We start from the raw sequence: 17,527 nt of genomic DNA on the forward strand, positions 1-17,527 counted from the left end.
GACTTACGCGGGTGAGAACAGGTGGTCGCTGATGAGCCGGGCCGCGCCGATGACTCCGGCGGTGGGGCCCAACTCACCGAGGACGATGGGCAGGTTGCCGGTCGCGAGGGGCAGCGACTGGCGGTAGACCTGGGTGCGGATCGCGGCGAGCAGGTTGTGGCCGAGGCCGGTCACCCCGCCGCCGATCACCACCAGGCCGGGGTTGAAGAAGCTGACGAGTCCGGCGATGACCTGGCCGACGCGGTTGCCGCCCTCGCGGATCAGGTCGAGGGCGGTGGCGTCGCCCGCGGCGGCCGCGGCGGCGACGTCGACGGCGGTCAGGGTGCCGTTCGCCTCCAGCCGCGAGGCGAGTTCCTCCGACCGACCCTGCTGGGCCGCCTCCACGGCGTCCCGGGCGAGGGCCGACCCGCTGAAGTGGGCCTCCAGACAGCCCCGGTTGCCGCAGGCACAGGAGCGGCCGTCGGGCACGGCCTGGATGTGCCCGATGTCGCCCGCGCTGCCGGTGACACCGCGGTGGACGTCACCGCCCGCGACGATGCCGCAGCCGATGCCGGTGCCGATCTTGACGCAGAGGAAGTCGCCCACGGAGCGTGCGACGCCCGCGTGCTGCTCCCCCATCGCCATGAGGTTCACGTCGTTGTCGACCATGACCGGGCAGCCGAGTTCCTGGCTGAGCGCCTCCCGCACGGGGAAGCCGTCCCAGCCCGGCATGATCGGCGGGGCCACGGGGACGCCCTCGGGGAAGCGGACCGGTCCGGGGACGCCGATGCCGGCGCCGTCGTACCCCTCCGCGAGCCCGGAGGCCCTCAACTTCGCTGCCATGGCCAGGACTTGCTCGAAGACCGCGACCGGTCCCTCGCGCACGTCCATGGGCTGGTTGAGGTGGCCGAGGATCTCCAGTTCGGCGTTGGTGACGGCGACGTCGACCGAGGTCGCGCCGATGTCGACGCCGAGGAAGCGCAGCCCGGGGTTGAGCCGGATGTTGTGGGAACGGCGCCCACCGCGCGAGGCGGCGAGTCCGTCGGCCACGACCAGGCCCGTCTCCAGCAGGCGGTCCACCTCCACGGCCAGCTTGGACCGCGAGAGGTCGATCTGATCGCCCAGCTGGGCCCGGGAGTTGGGCCCTCCGTCGCGCAACAGCCGGAGCAGTTTGGCCTGATGGGCGTTCGCGGGTCGCGCCGTCATACGTCTCACGAGCCCCTCCCCGCCTCAATCGGCCTGTGCGCGCCGGGTTTCGGCCTTCCCCAAGCTCTCGGCTTCGCTCGAGCCCGGGGAGGCCCCATTCGTGGCCTGCTTTCGAGGGGAACGTAGCAGCGGCCGTCGGGACTGGGAAGAAGTTGCGCAGAGATTGCCCTCAACTTTCTCCACTCAGTGGACAAAGGCGCCGCGATCGTTGCGCGCACTGGTGCCGCCCCGACAAGCAGGCGGCCCCCGCGCCCTCCGCCAGGGAGGACACGGGGGCCGGGGAGCCGCGGTGAGTGCGGCTACGACCGCTGACGTGCGTGATACGACTGCCGGGTGTGCTCCGTGTGCTCCCGCATCAGCTGCGTGGCACGCTGCTCGTCCCGCTCGGTGATCGCGGCGATCATTCCCCGGTGCTCGATCCAGGACTGCCGGCCGCGCTGACGGGCGACGGGCGTGTAGTACCAGCGGACGCGCCGGTCGACCTGTGCCGCCAGCTCGGCGAGGACCGCGTTGCCCGCGAGGTCCATGATCTTCGCGTGGAAGCGGGCGTTGAGGGCGACGGCGGCGTCCACGTCATCGGCGGCGACGGCCTTCTCGCCCTCCGCGCACAGCTGCTCCAGGGCCGCGATGCCGGGGCTGTCGGCGTGGGCGGCGGCGAGCCGGGCGGCCTCGGCCTCCAGGAGGGTGCGGACGGTGAGGAGTTGGTCGGCCTCCTCCTCCGTCGGCTCGTGCACGAACGCGCCCTGCGCGGGCCGCAGATCGACCCAGCCCTCGGTGTTCAGCCGTTGCAGCGCCTCGCGCACCGGCTGCCGTGACACGCCGAGATGGCCGGCGAGTTCGCTCTCGACCAGGTGCTGGCCGGGCTGGAGGGCGCGGGTCGTGATGAGTTCGAGCAGCGCTTCGTAGACGCGGTCACGCAGCGGACCTGGCCGTTCGAGCTTGGGCACCGCACCCTGCGGCAGTCCTGTCGACAACATCGGTCCCCTCCTGGGCGAACGCCGGGCGACTGCGTCCCGTAGCCGGCCGTCACGGAAAGCCAGTATCGATTGTCTTTCGTCTACAGTCTACGGCGCACAAAGGCCAGAGAACCGGGGAGTTGGCCACATCACACCGGCGTCAGGGACAGCGGACGACCTGCCCGGCGTACGAGAGGTTCCCGCCGAACCCGAACAGCAGCACCGGATCCCCGCTGGAGATCCGGCCCTGCTCCACCAGCTTGGAGAAGGCCAGCGGAATGCTCGCCGCCGATGTGTTCCCGGACTCGGCGACATCCCGTGCGACCACGGCGTTGACCGCGCCGAGCTTCATGGCGAGGGGCTCGATGATGCGCAGGTTGGCCTGGTGCAGCACGACCCCGGCGAGGTCCTCGGGTGCTAGGCCCGCCCGCTCGCAGGCCCGGCGGGCGATGGCCGGCAGCTGGGTCGTCGCCCAGCGGTAGACGCTCTGCCCCTCCTGTGCGAACCGCGCGGGCTGCCCCTCGATGCGCACCGCGTGCCCCATCTCGGGCACCGAGCCCCACAGCACCGGCCCGATGCCGGTGTCCTCGGACGCCTCCACGACCGCCGCGCCCGCCCCGTCGCCGACCAGTACACAGGTCGTGCGGTCGCCCCAGTCGGTGACGTCGGACATCTTGTCGGCGCCGATCACCAGGGCCCGGGTCGCGCCGCCCGCCCGGACGGCATGATCGGCGGTGGCCAGGGCGTGGGTGAAGCCGGCGCAGACGACGTTGAGGTCCATGGCGGCGGGCGACGGGATGCCGAGCCGGGCCGCGACGCGTGCGGCCATGTTCGGGGACCGGTCGATGGCGGTGGAGGTGGCGACCAGGACCAGATCGATGTCGCCGGGTGCGAGACCTGCCGCCGCGAGGGCCTTGGCGGCGGCGTGGGCGGCAAGTTCGTCGACCGGCTCGTCGGGGCCGGCGATGTGGCGCGTGCGGATCCCCACCCGGCTCATGATCCACTCGTCACTGGTGTCGACCATGCCCGCCAGGTCCTCGTTGGTGAGTACCCTGGCGGGCTGATAGTGGCCGACAGCGGCGATGCGGGAGCCGTTCATCGATGGTGATCCCCTCGAACTTCGGGTAACGGGATGCACCAGTCTGATCAGTGACTCGCGGGTACGAGGGCACGTGATGCCACAGGAAACGGGCGCCCTCGTTGTCAGCTTCGATCAGACCCTCGGACGCCCGACAACTTCCGAACCCCTAGCCGGTGAACAGCTGCGTCGCCTTCTGTACCAGTTCGTAGACCCCGTACGCGAGGGGCACCCCCACCCACACCCAGGCGAAGGCGATCAGCCCTCGTCGGTCGGGCGGACTGCTACTGCTGTCGCTGGACATCCGCGGTCTCCTTCTCCTTCGACTCCGGCGCGGGAATGTGATGGCGGGGGTGGACGGGCCGTACGAGTTCGTTGGCGACGAAGCCGACGGCGAGCAGTCCGATCATGATGAACAGGGACATGGTGTACAGGGACGAGCCGTCCTTGCCCGCCTCCTCCTGCCGGTCGGCGATCCAGTTGACGATCAGCGGCCCGAGGACGCCGGCCGTGGACCAGGCGGTGAGGAGCCGCCCATGGATGGCGCCCACCTGGTACGTCCCGAAGAGGTCCTTCAGATAGGCGGGGATCGTCGCGAAGCCTCCGCCGTAGAAGGACAGGATCACCAGCGCGCACAGGATGAACAGCGGCTTCGACGAGTCCCCGGCCAGCGCGATCAGGCCGTACATCAGCGCGCCCGCACCCAGGTAGAGGCGGTAGATGTTCTTGCGCCCGATCAGGTCGGAGGTCGACGACCAGCCGATGCGGCCCGCCATGTTGGCCGCCGACAGCAGCGCGACGAACCCGGCCGCAGCGGAGACCGACACCGGGGTGGAGGTGTTCGCGAAGAAGTCCGTGATCATCGGCGCGGCCTTCTCCAGGATGCCGATGCCCGCGGTCACGTTCATGCAGAGCACGACCCACAGACACCAGAACTGCGGCGTGCGCACGGCGTTTCGCGCGGACACCTGAGGCCCGTCGAAGGCGCTGGGCCCGTCGCCGACCGGCTTCTCGGTGCGCGGCACGCGGACCAGCAGCACACCGAGCAGCATGAACACGGAGTACGACAGCCCGTGCACCAGGAACGCCATGGCGATCCCGGAGCTGTCACTGCCGAACGACTCCAGCATCTGCGCCGACCAGGGCGAGGCGATGAGCGCGCCGCCACCGAAGCCCATGATCGCGATGCCGGTGGCCATGCCGGGCCGGTCGGGGAACCACTTGATCAGTGTGGAGACCGGCGAGATGTAGCCGATGCCGAGACCGATGCCGCCGACGAAGCCGTAGCCGAAAACGATCAGCCAGTACTGCTCGGTGGCCGCGCCCAGCGCGGAGAGCAGGAAGCCGGACGAGAAACAGATCAGGGCGACGGTCATCGCCCAGCGCGGCCCGTTGCGCTCCACCAGCGTGCCGCCGAACGCGGCCGACAGGCCGAGCATGACGATGCCGAGCTGGAAGGGCAGCGCACTCTGCGTGCCGCTCAGACCGAGCGCGGATTCGAGCGGGGGCTTGAACACGCTCCACGCGTAGGCCTGGCCGATGGACAGATGAACCGAGAGAGCGGCGGGCGGAACCAGCCAACGGCTCCATCCCGGCGGTGCGACAGGGGGACTCATGATCCCGAACGGTAGGGAGCGGCAGGCCGGTTGAGAAGGCGGCGCGTCGACCGTATGCGATGAGCGGTATGCCGGGCGCGACGAACGGTCGAACGCCGTGCGGAAGGACGACAGAAGGACGACGCAAGGACGACGCAAGGACGCGTCGAAGGCGTGCGCGAACCCTTGCTGACCCCCTATCCATACTGTAGACAATATTCAGTCGACGAGATTCGACCTGATCGGACACTGCTTCCCAGCCACCTCCGCGGTACTCCCTCGACCGAACGGAGCGTTCCGAAGTGAAAGTTGCAGTCCTCGGCGCCGGTGCGATCGGCGCCTATGTCGGAGCCGCGCTGCATCGCGCCGGCGCCGACGTGCATCTCATCGCCCGTGGACCGCATCTCGCGGCCATGAGGCAGCACGGAGTGCGGGTGCTCAGTCCGCGCGGCGACTTCACCGCCCGCGCCCACGCCACCGACGACCCGGCCGAAGTCGGCCCGGTCGACTACGTCTTTCTGGGCCTGAAGGCCAACTCGTACGCGGCGTGCGGGCCGCTGATCGAGCCCCTTCTGCACGACAGCACGGCGGTCGTGGCCGCCCAGAACGGCATCCCCTGGTGGTACTTCCACCGGCACGGCGGCCCCTACGACGGCCACCGCGTCGAGAGCGTGGACCCGGACGGCGCGGTCAGTGCGGTGCTCGCGCCCGAACGGGCCCTCGGCTGCGTGGTCTACGCCGCGACCGAACTCGAAGGCCCGGGCGTCGTACGGCACTTGGAAGGCACCCGGTTCTCCATCGGCGAGCCCGACCGCAGTGTCTCCAGACGCTGCCTCGCGCTCAGCGAGGCGATGATCGCCGGTGGCCTGAAATGCCCGGTCGAACCCGACCTGCGCAACGACATCTGGCTCAAGCTGCTCGGCAACATCTCCTTCAACCCGATCAGCGCGCTCGCCCGCGCCACCATGCGGCAGATGTGTCTGCACGGCGGCACCCGCAAGGTCATCGAGATCATGATGACCGAGACGCTGACGGTCGCCGAGGCACTCGGCTGCGAGGTCGGCGTCTCCATCGAGCGCCGCCTCGCGGGCGCCGAGCGGGTCGGCGACCACCGCACCTCCACGCTCCAGGACCTGGAGCGCGGCAAGCCGCTCGAACTCGACGTACTCCTCGCGGCGGTCGTCGAGTTGGCGGAGATCACCGGCGTCCAGGTGCCCACCCTGCGCACCGTGCACGCCATCTCGGACCTGCTCGCGCTGAGGAGCGCCGCATGAGGAGCGCCGTATGAGGAAACGCGACCGTACCCCGAAGAACTACACCCGGCTGACGCACCCCCTCGTCCGTGACTCCCGCGACGAGCCCTTCCGGCGGGCGACCTGGGAGGAGGCCCTGACCCGTGCGGCGGAGGGCCTGGCCCGCAACCGGGGCGCCTTCGGCATGTTCTCCTGTGCCCGCGCCACGAACGAGATGAACTTCGTGGCGCAGAAGTTCGCCCGGGTCGTCATGGGCACCAACAACGTCGACTCCTGCAACCGCACCTGCCACGCGCCGAGCGTGGCAGGTCTGTCGGCGGCCTTCGGCTCGGGCGGGGGCACCTCCTCGTACGAGGAGATCGAGCACACCGACGTCATCGTGATGTGGGGCTCCAACGCCCGCTTCGCGCACCCGATCTTCTTCCAGCACGTACTGAAGGGGATCAGGAACGGTGCCCGCATGTACGCGGTCGACCCGCGCCGCACCTCCACCGCCGAGTGGGCGGAGAGCTGGATGGGGCTCAACGTCGGCACCGACATCCCGATGGCACATGCGATCGGCCGCGAGATCATCCACGCGGGACTCGCGAACGAGGCGTTCATCGAGCGGGCGACCAGCGGCTTCGAGGAGTACAAGGCGCTCGTCGAGCCGTGGACACTGTCTCTCGCGGAGAAGGTGACAGGCGTACCGGCCGCCGCCATACGGGAGTTGGCGCACTCCTACGCCCGCGCCGAGCGCGCCCAGCTCTGCTGGACCCTCGGCATCACCGAGCACCACAACGGCACCGACAACGTCCGCGCGCTGATCAACCTGTCCCTGCTGACGGGGCATGTCGGGCGCTACGGCTCCGGGCTCCAGCCCCTGCGCGGGCAGAACAACGTGCAGGGCGGCGGCGACATGGGCGCGATCCCCAACCGCCTGCCCGGCTTCCAGGACATCCTCGACCCCGACAGCCGCCTGAAGTTCGAGTCGGCCTGGGACACCGTGATCCAGCCCCACTACGGCCTCAACCTCACCGAGATGTTCGAGGCGATGGAGGAGGGCACGCTCAAGGCCGTCTACTGCATCGGCGAGAACCCGGCGCAGTCGGAGGCGGACAGCGAGCAGGCCGTACGGCGCATGCGGGAGCTGGACTTCCTCGTCGTCCAGGACATCTTCCTGACGAAGACGGCCGAGCTGGCGGACGTCGTCCTCCCCGCGACCGCCGGGTGGGCCGAGACCGAGGGCACCACCACCAACAGCGAGCGGCGGGTACAGCGGGTGCGCCGGGCGGTCACCCCGCCCGGCGAGGCACGCGAGGACATCGACATCATCTGCGAGCTGGCGGCGCGGCTCGGCCACGACTGGAAGTACGCGGACGCCGAGGCGGTGTGGAACGAGCTGCGCGCGGTCTCCCCGGACCACTACGGGATGACGTACGAACGCCTGGAGGAGCACCAGGGCATCCAGTGGCCGTGCCCGAGCACCGAGCAGCTCGAACCGACCTATCTGCACGGCCGGTTGTGGGAGAAGGACCCCGCCGAGCGCGGAATGCCGGCGCCGTTCGGGATCGTCCAGCACGATCCGCCGGTCGACCTCACCGACGAGGAGTACCCGGTCCGGCTCACCACCGGGCGGCGCCTCGACTCGTACAACACCGGTGTGCAGAGCGGGAGTTTCGCCTCTCCGCTGCGGCGCGGCGAGTTCGTCGAGATCAGCCCGGAGGACGCCGAGCGGTACGGGGTCGTGGTCGGCGAGGAGGTCCAGGTGACCTCGCGGCGCGGTTCGGTCGTCGCGCCGGTGTGGGTCGACACCGCGCTGCGGCCGGGGCTCGCCTTCATGACCATGCACTTTCCCGACGAGGTGGACACCAACCAGCTGACGATCGAGGCGAACTGCCCGATCGCGGGGACGGCGGAGTTCAAGGCGTCGGCGATCCGGATCGAGAAGCTCCCCGTCGCGACCATCGTGAGGTGACGTAAGTGGACCTGCACTTCGGCGACAGCAAACCGACGGACGACGAACGGGCCGCCGTCGACGCCCTGTTGGGCCCTCCGCAGTCCTCCTGGGAGGGCGCCGACCGCTCCGACGCAGACCTGCGGTGGGCGCGCGGCGGACGCGAGGCCCGGGACCGCCGCGACCTGCTGTTGCCGGGGCTGCACGCGATCAACGACCGGATCGGCTGGATCAGCGAGGGCGCCCTCGACTACCTGTGCCGGCGCCTCACGGTGCCGCCGTCGGAGGCCTACGGGGTGGCCACCTTCTACGCCATGTTCTCGGTCAAGCCCCGGCCCGCCACCGTGCTCCATGTCTGCACGGACCTCGCGTGCGCGGCCGCCGGGGCGAGCGAGCTGTGCGCCGGGATCGAGGCGCGGCTCGGGCTCGGGAGTGGCGTGTCGGTCGAGCGCAGTCCGTGCCTGGGCCTGTGCGAGCGGGCTCCGGCGGCGCTCGCGATCAAGGCAGGCGATCCGGTGCGTACGGCGGTCTCGGCGCCGGCGACCGTGCACGACGCGGTCCTCGCCGCGAGCGCGCCGGACTCGGCGCCCGAGGAGCCGTCGGCGGCGACGGCGGTGCCGCAGGCCGGAGACCCCTCATTGACCTTGCTGCGCCGGATCGGCGTCGTCGACCCGTCGTCGCTGGACGACTACCGGGCCCACGGCGGCTACACCGCTCTACGCCGGGCCTTCGAGCTCGGTCCCGCCGGAGTCATCCGCGAGGTCAGCGACTCCGGCCTGGTCGGGCGCGGCGGCGCCGCCTTCCCCACCGGCCGCAAATGGCAGGCCACGGCGTCGCAGCCCGACCATCCGCACTACGTCGTCTGCAACGCGGACGAGTCCGAGCCGGGCACCTTCAAGGACCGGGTGCTCATGGAGGGCGACCCGTTCGCGCTGGTCGAGGCGATGACGATCGCGGCGTACGCGACCGGCGCCCACCAGGGCTACCTGTATCTGCGCGGCGAGTACCCGCGTGCGCTGGGGCGACTGGAGCACGCCATCGCGCAGGCACGCGCGCGTGGGCTGCTCGGCGACGACGTCCTCGGGCAGGGATACGCCTTCGACATCGAGATCAGGCGAGGCGCGGGGGCGTACATCTGCGGCGAGGAGACGGCGCTCTTCAACTCCATCGAGGGGTATCGGGGTGAGCCGCGCTCCAAGCCGCCGTTCCCGGTGGAGAAGGGTCTGTTCGGCAAGCCGACGGTCGAGAACAACGTGGAGACGCTGGTCAACGTCCTGCCGATCCTGACCATGGGCGCACCGGCGTACGCGGCGATCGGCACGGGGAAGTCCACCGGTCCGAAGCTGTTCTGCGTGTCGGGGAGCGTGGCACGGCCGGGCATCTACGAGCTCCCGTTCGGTGCGACGCTCGGGGAGCTGCTGGAGCTGGCAGGCGTGCGGGACGGGCTGCGGGCGGTGCTGCTGGGCGGCGCGGCGGGCGGCTTCGTACGGGCCGACGAGCTGGACATCCCGCTCACCTTCGAGGGCACGCGGGAGGCGGGCACGACGCTCGGCTCCGGCGTGGTCATGGCCTTCGACGACACCGTCCCGCTGCCCCGCCTGCTGCTGCGGATCGCCGAGTTCTTCCGCGACGAGTCATGCGGACAGTGTGTGCCGTGCCGGGTCGGGACCGTACGGCAGGAGGAGGCGCTGCACCGGATCGTCGAGCGGACGGGTGCGGCGGCCGCCGATGACATCGCCCTGCTCAGGGAGGTCGGCCGCGCGATGCGGGACGCCTCGATCTGCGGTCTGGGGCAGACCGCCTGGAACGCCGTGGAATCCGCCATCGACCGTCTGGGGGCGTACGAATGACCGTGGTACCGCTGGGGATCCCGCGCCGACTGCTGGAGTTCACCCTCGACGGGGAGCCCGTGCGCACGACGGAGGGCTCCACGATCCTCGACGCCTGCCGGGCCGCGGGGAAGGACATCCCGACCCTGTGCCAGGGGGACACGCTGCGACCCAAGAACGCCTGCCGCGTGTGTGTCGTCGAGGTCGAGGGCTCGCGGACGCTCGTCCCGGCCTGCTCACGCAAGGCCGAGGCAGGCATGGAGGTGAGGACCGACACCGAGCGCGCCCGGCACAGCCGCAAGATCGTCCTGGAGCTTCTGGCCTCCTCGGTCGACTTGTCGACCACCCCGCAGGTCGCCGAGTGGATCAAGGAGTACGAGGCGAAGCCGGACCGCTTCGGCCCGGACGCGGCCCGGATCGACGAGGAGCCGAAGATCGACAACGAGCTGTATGTGCGGGACTACGACAAGTGCATCCTCTGTTACAAGTGCGTGGACGCGTGCGGGGACCAGTGGCAGAACAGCTTCGCGATCTCCGTGGCCGGGCGGGGTTTCGACGCCCGGATCGCGGTGGAGCACGACGCGCCCCTCACGGATTCCGCCTGCGTGTACTGCGGGAACTGCATCGAGGTGTGCCCGACGGGGGCCCTGTCCTTCAAGTCCGAGTTCGACATGCGGGCGGCGGGTACGTGGAACGAGACCGAGCAGACCGAGACGACGACCGTGTGCGCGTACTGCGGAGTGGGCTGCAACCTCACGCTCCACGTGCAGGACAATGAAATCGTGAAGGTCACCTCGCCGCACGACAACCCGGTGACCCACGGCAACCTCTGCATCAAGGGCCGCTTCGGCTACCAGCACGTACAGAACCGGGACTGAGACACGACATGGGACGAGTCACGGAACGACGCAAGGTGATCCGCATCCGGGACGGGGCGATCTCCACCCGCCCGGACACGCTCGTCGCCGAGGAACCGCTGGAGATCCGGCTGAACGGCAAGGCGCTCGCGATCACCATGCGCACCCCGGGTGACGACTTCGCGCTCGCCGCCGGGTTCCTGGTGAGCGAGGGGGTGCTCGGCGAGGCGGGCGACCTGCAGAACATCGTCTACTGCGCGGGCGCCACGGCGGACGGCTCGAACACCTACAACGTGGTGGACGTGAGGACCGCGCCGGGCGTCACCCTGCCCGACATCACCCTCGAACGGAACGTCTACACGACCTCGTCCTGCGGCCTGTGCGGCAAGGCGAGCCTGGACGCGGTGCGCACGACGGCCCGCTGGCCGATAGCCGACACTCCCCCGGTCCGGGTCGGGCCCGACCTGCTCGCGAGCCTCCCCGACCGGCTGCGCGCGGCCCAGCGGGTCTTCGACCGGACCGGGGGTCTGCACGCGGCGGCCCTGTTCACCGAGGACGGCGAGCTGCTGGACATCCGGGAGGACGTGGGCCGGCACAACGCGGTCGACAAGCTGGTCGGGCGTGCCCTGCAGAACGGCGACCTGCCCCTGTCCCGCACGATCCTGCTGGTCTCGGGGCGGGCCAGCTTCGAGCTCGCCCAGAAGGCGGTCATGGCGGGCATCCCGGTCCTGGCGGCGGTCTCGGCGCCCTCGTCCCTCGCGGTGGACCTCGCCGCGGAGACGGGGCTGACGCTGGTGGGCTTCCTGCGGGGCAGCTCCATGAACGTGTACGCGGGCGAACACCGGCTGGCCCTGCGGACCGCGGCCGCCCAGGCCTGACAGGCTCCCCGCGACACGGCGGCGGGGCCCCGATCGGCGGGGAGCGCCCCCTGCGCCGGGTTGGGGCCCCGTCGTGCAGTTCCCCGTGGCTGCTGGGGGGACGCTTGCTCAGAGGGAAAGCAGTACTCCATCCGTGATGTGACACGTGCACGGTTCTTGTGATGCGTGCGATAGCCCAACTAACGTCTGTGATGCGCACTTTGGACGTGGGATGTCCGAATGTTCAGATGCCTGGACGCATGACCAGACGATGAAGGGCGGGCCGCACCATGCCGTCAAGAGTTCGCGCACGTCTCAGAGCTGCCCTCGTCGCGGCCGTCGCCCTCACGGCGACGGCCGCGACCTTAGGTCCGGCGCAGTCCCAACCCACCACCCGGACACCGCTGTTCGAGCAGCAGATCCTCTTCAGGGCCGACCAGGACCCCGGCTACGCCTGCTTCCGCATCCCGGCGATCACGAAGACCAAGGACGGCACCCTGCTGGCCTTCGCCGAGGGGCGGGTACTCAACTGCGGCGATGCCGCCGACATCGACCTCGTGCTCAAGCGGTCGACCGACGGGGGCCGCACCTGGGGCCCGCTCCAGGTCGTCAACGACGGCGCCGGCGACACCCACGGCAACCCCGCGCCGATCGTGGACCGCGAGACCGGGCGCATCCTGCTGGCGGAGACGTACAACACGGGCCGTACGGACAGCGGCAGTTGCTCCGTACCGTGTGATCGTTCGCCCTATCTGCAGTACAGCGACGACGACGGCAAGACCTGGTCCAAGCCGCGCGATCTGAGCGACCAGATACTGCCGGCGGACTGGAACTCCTGGTACGCCACCGGCCCCGTGCACGGCATCCAGCTCAGCAAGGGCAAGCACGCCGGGCGTCTCGTCTTCGGCGTCAACACCGAGACCTGGAACGGCAGTCGGGTCAGCGCCAACCACGCCGCCCTCATCGTCAGCGACGACGGCGGCGACACCTGGCGGGCCGGCGCCATCGACTCCTGGCCCATCGCCGCCGACGACGGCACCTTCCGGCAGAAGCCGTCCGAGGTGACCCTCAGCGAGCGCGCGGACGGCACGATCATCATCAGCGGACGCGAGCAGGACGGCTCCGACCTCGGCCACCGCTCCCAGACGTTCAGCCGCGACGGCGGCGACACCTTCACCGGGCCCTTCCGCGGCCTGCCGGACCTGTACACGCCGCAGGTCCAGGCCGCCACGCTCCGCCTGGGCAACCGCATGCTGCTGTCCGCGCCCGCCGACCCCGACCGCCGGCGGACCATGATGGTCCGGTCCTCCTACGACGGCGGCACCACCTGGGAAGGCGTGGACCGCGGCAAGGTCGTCACCTCGGACTGGTCGGGCTACTCCGACATGGTGGACATCGACGCGTCCACGGTGGGCCTGATGTACGAGGCCGGCACCGTGGACGCACGCGACGAGATCCGCTTCGCCCGGTTCGACGAGGACTGGCTCGGCCCGCGCCGCGCCCCCGACCCGACCACCCCCGACCTCGCTCCGGGCGCTCCCCGCGCGACCGTCCTCGGCGGCGCGAGGACGACGGACGGTGTGTTCGGCAAGGCTGTCGAATTCGACGGCACGGACGACGCCGTACGTCTGCCGTACCGCTCCCGACTCCCGCTCGGGACAGGGGACTTCACGGCCTCGCTGTTCTTCCGGTATTCGGCCACCAGTGGCGAGCAGCCCTTCCTGTGGATGGGCGGCATCGGCACCACCCAGCCCCAGATCTGGCTGCGCGGCGAGCCCGACAACGACCGGGTGCGCGCCCTGATCACCACACGGGAGGGATTCCGGACCGTGCGCACCGCGTCCGTGTGGTTCAACGGCGCCCACAACGACGACCAGTGGCACCACCTCGCCCTGCGGCGGGGCGGCGGACAGCTGACGCTCTTCCTCGACGGTACGGCGATCAGCACCGCGGACGTGGCCGGCTCGGTCAGCCGCAACTCGCCGTTCGGTGTGCACGTCGGCCAGCGCATGGACAGCCGGGCCTTCCTCACCGGCGCGATCGACGACGTCCATGTGTGGAACCGGGCGCTCGGCGACTCCGAGATCCAGGCCGCACGCAAGAAGACCGGAACCACCTCAGGCACCGTCCTGTGGCTGCCCATGGACCAGGTGCGCTGAGGCCACTAACGTCCCTGAAGTGCCCGACGACACACGAGCACGGCAGCGCACGGGAACCGGCCTCGGACTCCTGCTGGTCCTGGTTCTCGCGGCAGTGCTGCTCACCGCCCTCCCGGACGACGGCGAACGGGAGGGCGGTGGCGCGTGTACACCGCACTCCGTCGCGTCCTGGTCGGCCGACAAGGACCTGAACGCGGAGTTCGTCCGCTACGGCGACGATCCCTCCCGCGGCGACGACTGGACCGGCGGCGACGGGACGCACTCCGTCCGGCTGCCGGACGGGCGGCTGCTGTGGCTGTTCTCGGACACCTATCTCGGCCAGGTGTACGCCCCGCCCAATCCGTTCGGCGAGTCCTTCACCTGGCGGGACACGACCGCTCCCCTGGTCCGCAACTCGGCGGTCGTCATGCGCGACGGACGCCTGGAGCGCACCCTGCCCACCCCGCTCTTCCCCGACCCCGGCCCGGGCCAGTGGCGCTGGCCGGTCGCGGCCCGCGTCGAGCCCCGCTCCCCCGGCTCGTCCGACCAGGTCCTGCGGGTGCTGCTGTGGGTGCGTACGGCCGGGCAGCCGCCCTGGATCTTCGGGGTGCCGACCGCCACCGAGGTCGCCACGCTCTCGCTGCCCGATCTGCGGGTCGAGTCGGTGGTGAAGGTCTTCGACCAGCAGCTGGTGCCGGCCCCCTCCCGGCGGGTCCTGTTCGGGACGACGCTGGTCGAGGAGGGCGGCTGGACGTACGTCTTCGGCGGTGACGACGGTCAGGCCGCGTCCCGGCCCGCCTCGCACGCGTACGTCGCACGCGTGCGGGAGGGCAGGCTGGCGGAGCCGGGCGCCTGGCAGTACTGGAACGGCTCGGCGTGGGCGGGTGGAGCGGATGCCCGGCCGCGCGCGGTGCTCGGGGACGGGCAGCGCACGGGGGTGGGCAGTGCGTTCTCGGTGGCGCGGGTGCGGGGGACGTACGTCCTGTTCACGATGGCCGCGGGGACCGAGGGGCTGACGACCGTCACGTCGTACTGGGCCTGCTCCCCCACCGGCCCGTGGCACGGGCCGACGAGGGACTTCAGCCCGTCGCTGCCGCAGGGCGGCGGCCAGGTCGCCGCGTACAACCCGCAGACGCACCCCGAGCTGAGCGACGACGGGCGGCTCGTGCTGAGCTATGACGTCAACTGGCTGGAGACGGGCGGTGCCGCGGCGCAGCTCAACCGGAACGTGTCCCTGTACCGACCGCGGTTCGTGGCTCTGAAGGTGGCGCCGACGCGGTGACCGGCTCCGGGGTGTCGATCTCGGCGTCGTCGATCTGGGCGTTGTCGACCTCGTTGTTGTCGACCTCGGCGTCGTGGGCGCGGCGCTTGGCGATGACCGCGCACACCATCAGCTGCATCTGGTGGAAGAGCATCAGCGGCAGCACGGCCAGCGAGGCGTGCGCGCCGAACAGGACGCTCGCCATGGGCAGCCCGGCCGCGAGGGACTTCTTGGACCCCGCGAACTGGATCGCGATGCGGTCCGCGCGGTCGAAGCGCAGCGCCTTGGCGCCGTACCAGGTCAGGGCGAGCATCACGGCCAGCAGCACCGCCTCCACGGCGAGCAGTCCGCCCAGCCGGATCGGGCTCACCTGGCCCCAGATGCCCTGGACCATGCCCGCGCTGAACGCGGTGTAGACGACCAGCAGGATCGAGCCGCGGTCGACAAGCCCGAGGACCTTCTTGTGCCGGGTGACGAAGCCGCCGATCCAGCGGCGCAGCAACTGCCCGGCGACGAACGGCACCAGCAGCTGCAGCACGATCTTGACCACCGAGTCGGCGGAGAACCCGCCGGCGCTGCCGCCGAGCACGGCCGCCGCGAGGAGCGGGGTGATGACGATGCCGACGAGCGAGGAGAAGGAGCCCGCGCAGATCGCCGCGGGCACGTTGCCGCGCGCCATCGACGTGAAGGCGATCGACGACTGGATGGTCGACGGGACGAGGGTGAGGAAGAGCAGACCCTGGTAGAGCGGGTGCGTCAGGAACACCGGGACGAGCCCGCGGGCGGCCAGGCCCAGCAGCGGGAACATGACGAAGGTGCAGGCCAGGACGGTGACATGGAGTCGCCAGTGCTTCAGCCCGTCCAGCGCCTCACGGGTCGACAGCCGGGCGCCGTAGAGGAAGAAGAGGAAGGCGATCGCGGCCGTGGAGGCACCGGACGCCACGTCGGAGGCCGTCCCGCGGGCCGGGAAGAGGGCCGCGAGGCCGACGGTTCCCAGCAGCAGCAGGATGTACGGGTCGATCGGCATCCAACGCGGCCATTGCAGGCGTTTCACTGTGCTCCACTACTTCGCTGTCGCTTCGCCGAACCTGAGGTTCCGGGCACGGACGTGCCCTTTCCATCGTCCTCCGACGATCAGCGATCGGGAATCCGGCATACCACTCTGACTGTCATCACGTCTCGCGATAACAGTGGCTACCCTGGAGGCGTGTACGACCCCTCTCATCTGCGTACGTTCCTCGCGGTGGCCCAGACGCTGAGTTTCACGCAGGCCGCCCGCCGGCTCGGCCTGCGCCAGTCGACCGTCAGCCAGCATGTACGGCGCCTGGAGGACGCGACCGGGCGGCAGCTGTTCACCCGTGACACCCACTCGGTGGAACTGACCGAGGACGGCGAGGCGATGCTCGGCTTCGCCCGCCGGATCCTGGAGGTGCATGACCAGGCGACGGCGTTCTTCACCGGCACCCGGCTGCGCGGCCGGCTCCGCTTCGGCGCGTCCGAGGACTTCGTCCTGACCCGGCTGCCGGAGATCCTGGAGGGCTTCCGGTACGACCATCCCGAGGTCGACCTGGAGCTGACGGTCGAGCTCTCCGGCACCCTGCACGAGCAGTTGGCCGCCGGGAAACTCGACCTGGTGCTCGCGAAACGGCGTCCCGAGGATCCGCGGGGCGAACTGGTCTGGCACGACCGGCTGGTGTGGATCGGGGCGGAGAGGCTCCGCCTTGAGCCGGATCGTCCCGTGCCGTTGATTGTCTATCCGCCGCCGGGGATCACCAGGGCGCTGGCCCTGGAGGCGCTGGAGCGGCAGGGGCGGGAGTGGCGGATCGCGTGTACGAGCGGCAGCCTCAACGGCCTGATCGCGGCCGCCCGCGCCGGGCTCGGCGTGATGGCCCACTCACAGGGCCTGATCCCGCCGGGGCTGGTCCGGGTCCCCGATCGGTTCGGGCTTCCGGAGCTGGGCCGGGTCGATTTCGTGCTCGTCCACGGCCACCGCCGCACGGCCGCGAAGGGCGCTGCCGGTGCGTTGGCGGCGGCGATTTTGGCGGGTGGGGATCGGTTGCACCGGCGTTGAGCGCTGCGCGGGTAGGGCCGTGTTCGGCTGCAGCGCCGTCGTGGCTGGTCGCGCCCACGCGGCGGAGCCGCATGTTGAGCACAGCCCCGCGCCCCTGACGGGGCGCTCAGCGCGTCGAGCGTTGATACGTCAACTGCTTCACCCTCCGCAGGAACACCGACGACTCCACGTGCTGGACCCCCTCAGCGGCCCGAGCGGTCCGCTGAGGTACGTGTACAGGTCCGCGCCGTTGCGTACCACCGCGGTCGCGATGATGTTGCAGGGGCCCGCCGTGGCGGCGGCGTGGGCGATCTCGTCGTGGGCGGCGAGGGCCTCGCCGACGGAGGTCAGGGCGGCGGGGGCGGCGGTGATCCACAGGAGGGCGGCGAACGGGGGAGGCGGCGCATGCCCTGGCGGGCGGTGGCGCCGGTGCTCGCGCTGGTCAGGAGGCCGTCCGCGGAGAAGTCCGGAGTGACGGATTCGGCCACGCGGGCGCTGACAGAGGAGACGACGGCACGCCGGGGATGACAGG

At 70.7% G+C, this 17,527-nt stretch carries 15 protein-coding genes and 1 pseudogene; 9 read left to right on the top strand and 7 right to left on the bottom strand.

Annotated elements, in window-relative coordinates; all coding sequences use genetic code 11:
• Positions 1-3: 3 nt before the first annotated feature.
• From ACIA8X_RS09105 to ACIA8X_RS09125, 5 genes are all read right to left on the bottom strand, one after another.
• Positions 4-1,185: an ROK family protein gene (locus tag ACIA8X_RS09105; protein ID WP_393444860.1), complete on the bottom strand. Its 1,182-nt coding sequence runs from the start codon at positions 1,183-1,185 to the stop codon at positions 4-6.
• A 299-nt stretch (positions 1,186-1,484) separates the two neighbouring features.
• Positions 1,485-2,162: a GntR family transcriptional regulator gene (locus ACIA8X_RS09110; protein WP_393444861.1), complete on the bottom strand. Its 678-nt coding sequence runs from the start codon at positions 2,160-2,162 to the stop codon at positions 1,485-1,487.
• Positions 2,163-2,301: 139 nt separating this feature from the next.
• Positions 2,302-3,240 carry a beta-ketoacyl-ACP synthase III gene (locus ACIA8X_RS09115; protein ID WP_093905877.1) on the bottom strand — a complete coding sequence of 313 codons (939 nt, stop codon included), beginning with the start codon at positions 3,238-3,240 and terminating at the stop codon, positions 2,302-2,304.
• A 148-nt stretch (positions 3,241-3,388) separates the two neighbouring features.
• Positions 3,389-3,523 (bottom strand): hypothetical protein, encoded by a 135-nt coding sequence (locus ACIA8X_RS09120; RefSeq protein ID WP_393444863.1) that lies wholly within the window; start codon positions 3,521-3,523, stop codon positions 3,389-3,391.
• Positions 3,504-4,835 carry an OFA family MFS transporter gene (locus ACIA8X_RS09125; protein WP_393444866.1) on the bottom strand — a complete coding sequence of 444 codons (1,332 nt, stop codon included), beginning with the start codon at positions 4,833-4,835 and terminating at the stop codon, positions 3,504-3,506. The genes ACIA8X_RS09120 and ACIA8X_RS09125 overlap by 20 nt, the downstream gene beginning before the upstream one ends.
• Positions 4,836-5,116: 281 nt before the next feature.
• Here ACIA8X_RS09125 and ACIA8X_RS09130 point away from each other — a divergent pair, with 281 nt between their 5' ends.
• The 7 genes from ACIA8X_RS09130 (at position 5,117) to ACIA8X_RS09160 (ending at position 14,966) form a co-directional block, all read left to right on the top strand.
• A complete protein-coding gene (locus tag ACIA8X_RS09130; RefSeq protein WP_393444868.1) occupies positions 5,117-6,088 on the top strand; it encodes a 2-dehydropantoate 2-reductase in 972 nt (323 codons plus the stop codon).
• A gap of 10 nt (positions 6,089-6,098) precedes the next feature.
• Positions 6,099-8,024 (top strand): molybdopterin oxidoreductase family protein, encoded by a 1,926-nt coding sequence (locus ACIA8X_RS09135; RefSeq protein WP_399458101.1) that lies wholly within the window; start codon positions 6,099-6,101, stop codon positions 8,022-8,024.
• A 5-nt stretch (positions 8,025-8,029) separates the two neighbouring features.
• A complete protein-coding gene (locus tag ACIA8X_RS09140; protein WP_393444872.1) occupies positions 8,030-9,853 on the top strand; it encodes an NAD(P)H-dependent oxidoreductase subunit E in 1,824 nt (607 codons plus the stop codon).
• Positions 9,850-10,710, top strand: a complete 861-nt coding sequence (locus ACIA8X_RS09145) for a 2Fe-2S iron-sulfur cluster-binding protein (RefSeq protein ID WP_393444874.1) — start codon at positions 9,850-9,852, stop codon at positions 10,708-10,710. Before ACIA8X_RS09140 ends, ACIA8X_RS09145 begins: the two co-directional genes overlap by 4 nt.
• A gap of 8 nt (positions 10,711-10,718) precedes the next feature.
• Entirely contained in the window at positions 10,719-11,567 is an 849-nt protein-coding gene (gene fdhD, locus ACIA8X_RS09150) for a formate dehydrogenase accessory sulfurtransferase FdhD (RefSeq protein ID WP_393444876.1), read from the top strand.
• 269 nt (positions 11,568-11,836) lie between these two features.
• Entirely contained in the window at positions 11,837-13,705 is a 1,869-nt protein-coding gene (locus ACIA8X_RS09155) for an exo-alpha-sialidase (protein ID WP_399458102.1), read from the top strand.
• Between the two features lie 19 nt (positions 13,706-13,724).
• The gene (locus tag ACIA8X_RS09160; protein ID WP_399458103.1) at positions 13,725-14,966 is read left to right on the top strand and encodes a DUF4185 domain-containing protein; all 1,242 of its coding nucleotides are present in this window, start codon (positions 13,725-13,727) and stop codon (positions 14,964-14,966) included.
• On the opposite strand, the gene ACIA8X_RS09165 is transcribed toward ACIA8X_RS09160, so the two are convergent.
• A complete protein-coding gene (locus ACIA8X_RS09165; protein WP_393444882.1) occupies positions 14,902-15,972 on the bottom strand; it encodes a bile acid:sodium symporter family protein in 1,071 nt (356 codons plus the stop codon). The genes ACIA8X_RS09160 and ACIA8X_RS09165 overlap by 65 nt on opposite strands.
• 180 nt (positions 15,973-16,152) lie before the next feature.
• Here ACIA8X_RS09165 and ACIA8X_RS09170 point away from each other — a divergent pair, with 180 nt between their 5' ends.
• On the top strand, positions 16,153-17,016 hold the full coding sequence (locus ACIA8X_RS09170; protein WP_393444884.1) for a LysR substrate-binding domain-containing protein: 864 nt from the start codon (positions 16,153-16,155) through the stop codon (positions 17,014-17,016).
• A gap of 106 nt (positions 17,017-17,122) precedes the next feature.
• Here the strand turns inward: ACIA8X_RS09170 and ACIA8X_RS09175 are convergent.
• Positions 17,123-17,382, bottom strand: a pseudogene (locus ACIA8X_RS09175) (Lrp/AsnC family transcriptional regulator); the annotation flags it as partial.
• Between ACIA8X_RS09175 and ACIA8X_RS09180 the strand changes: the two are divergent.
• Positions 17,299-17,523: a hypothetical protein gene (locus tag ACIA8X_RS09180; RefSeq protein ID WP_399458199.1), complete on the top strand. Its 225-nt coding sequence runs from the start codon at positions 17,299-17,301 to the stop codon at positions 17,521-17,523. The pseudogene ACIA8X_RS09175 and the gene ACIA8X_RS09180 overlap by 84 nt on opposite strands.
• Positions 17,524-17,527 lie beyond the last annotated feature (4 nt).

Source organism: Streptomyces sp. NPDC051738, from assembly GCF_044453205.1.
Classification (GTDB): domain Bacteria; phylum Actinomycetota; class Actinomycetes; order Streptomycetales; family Streptomycetaceae; genus Streptomyces.

Excerpts from the sequence above, each read along its gene's own strand:
- ACIA8X_RS09110 (WP_393444861.1), bottom strand. The coding sequence starts at position 2,162 with ATGTTGTCGACAGGACTGCCGCAGGGTGCGGTGCCCAAGCTCGAACGG.
- ACIA8X_RS09115 (WP_093905877.1), bottom strand. The coding sequence starts at position 3,240 with ATGAACGGCTCCCGCATCGCCGCTGTCGGCCACTATCAGCCCGCCAGG.
- ACIA8X_RS09125 (WP_393444866.1), bottom strand. The coding sequence starts at position 4,835 with ATGAGTCCCCCTGTCGCACCGCCGGGATGGAGCCGTTGGCTGGTTCCG.
- ACIA8X_RS09145 (WP_393444874.1), top strand. The coding sequence starts at position 9,850 with ATGACCGTGGTACCGCTGGGGATCCCGCGCCGACTGCTGGAGTTCACC.
- ACIA8X_RS09120 (WP_393444863.1), bottom strand. The coding sequence starts at position 3,523 with ATGTCCAGCGACAGCAGTAGCAGTCCGCCCGACCGACGAGGGCTGATC.
- ACIA8X_RS09155 (WP_399458102.1), top strand. The coding sequence starts at position 11,837 with ATGCCGTCAAGAGTTCGCGCACGTCTCAGAGCTGCCCTCGTCGCGGCC.
- ACIA8X_RS09165 (WP_393444882.1), bottom strand. The coding sequence starts at position 15,972 with ATGCCGATCGACCCGTACATCCTGCTGCTGCTGGGAACCGTCGGCCTC.
- ACIA8X_RS09105 (WP_393444860.1), bottom strand. The coding sequence starts at position 1,185 with ATGACGGCGCGACCCGCGAACGCCCATCAGGCCAAACTGCTCCGGCTG.
- fdhD (WP_393444876.1), top strand. The coding sequence starts at position 10,719 with ATGGGACGAGTCACGGAACGACGCAAGGTGATCCGCATCCGGGACGGG.
- ACIA8X_RS09135 (WP_399458101.1), top strand. The coding sequence starts at position 6,099 with ATGAGGAAACGCGACCGTACCCCGAAGAACTACACCCGGCTGACGCAC.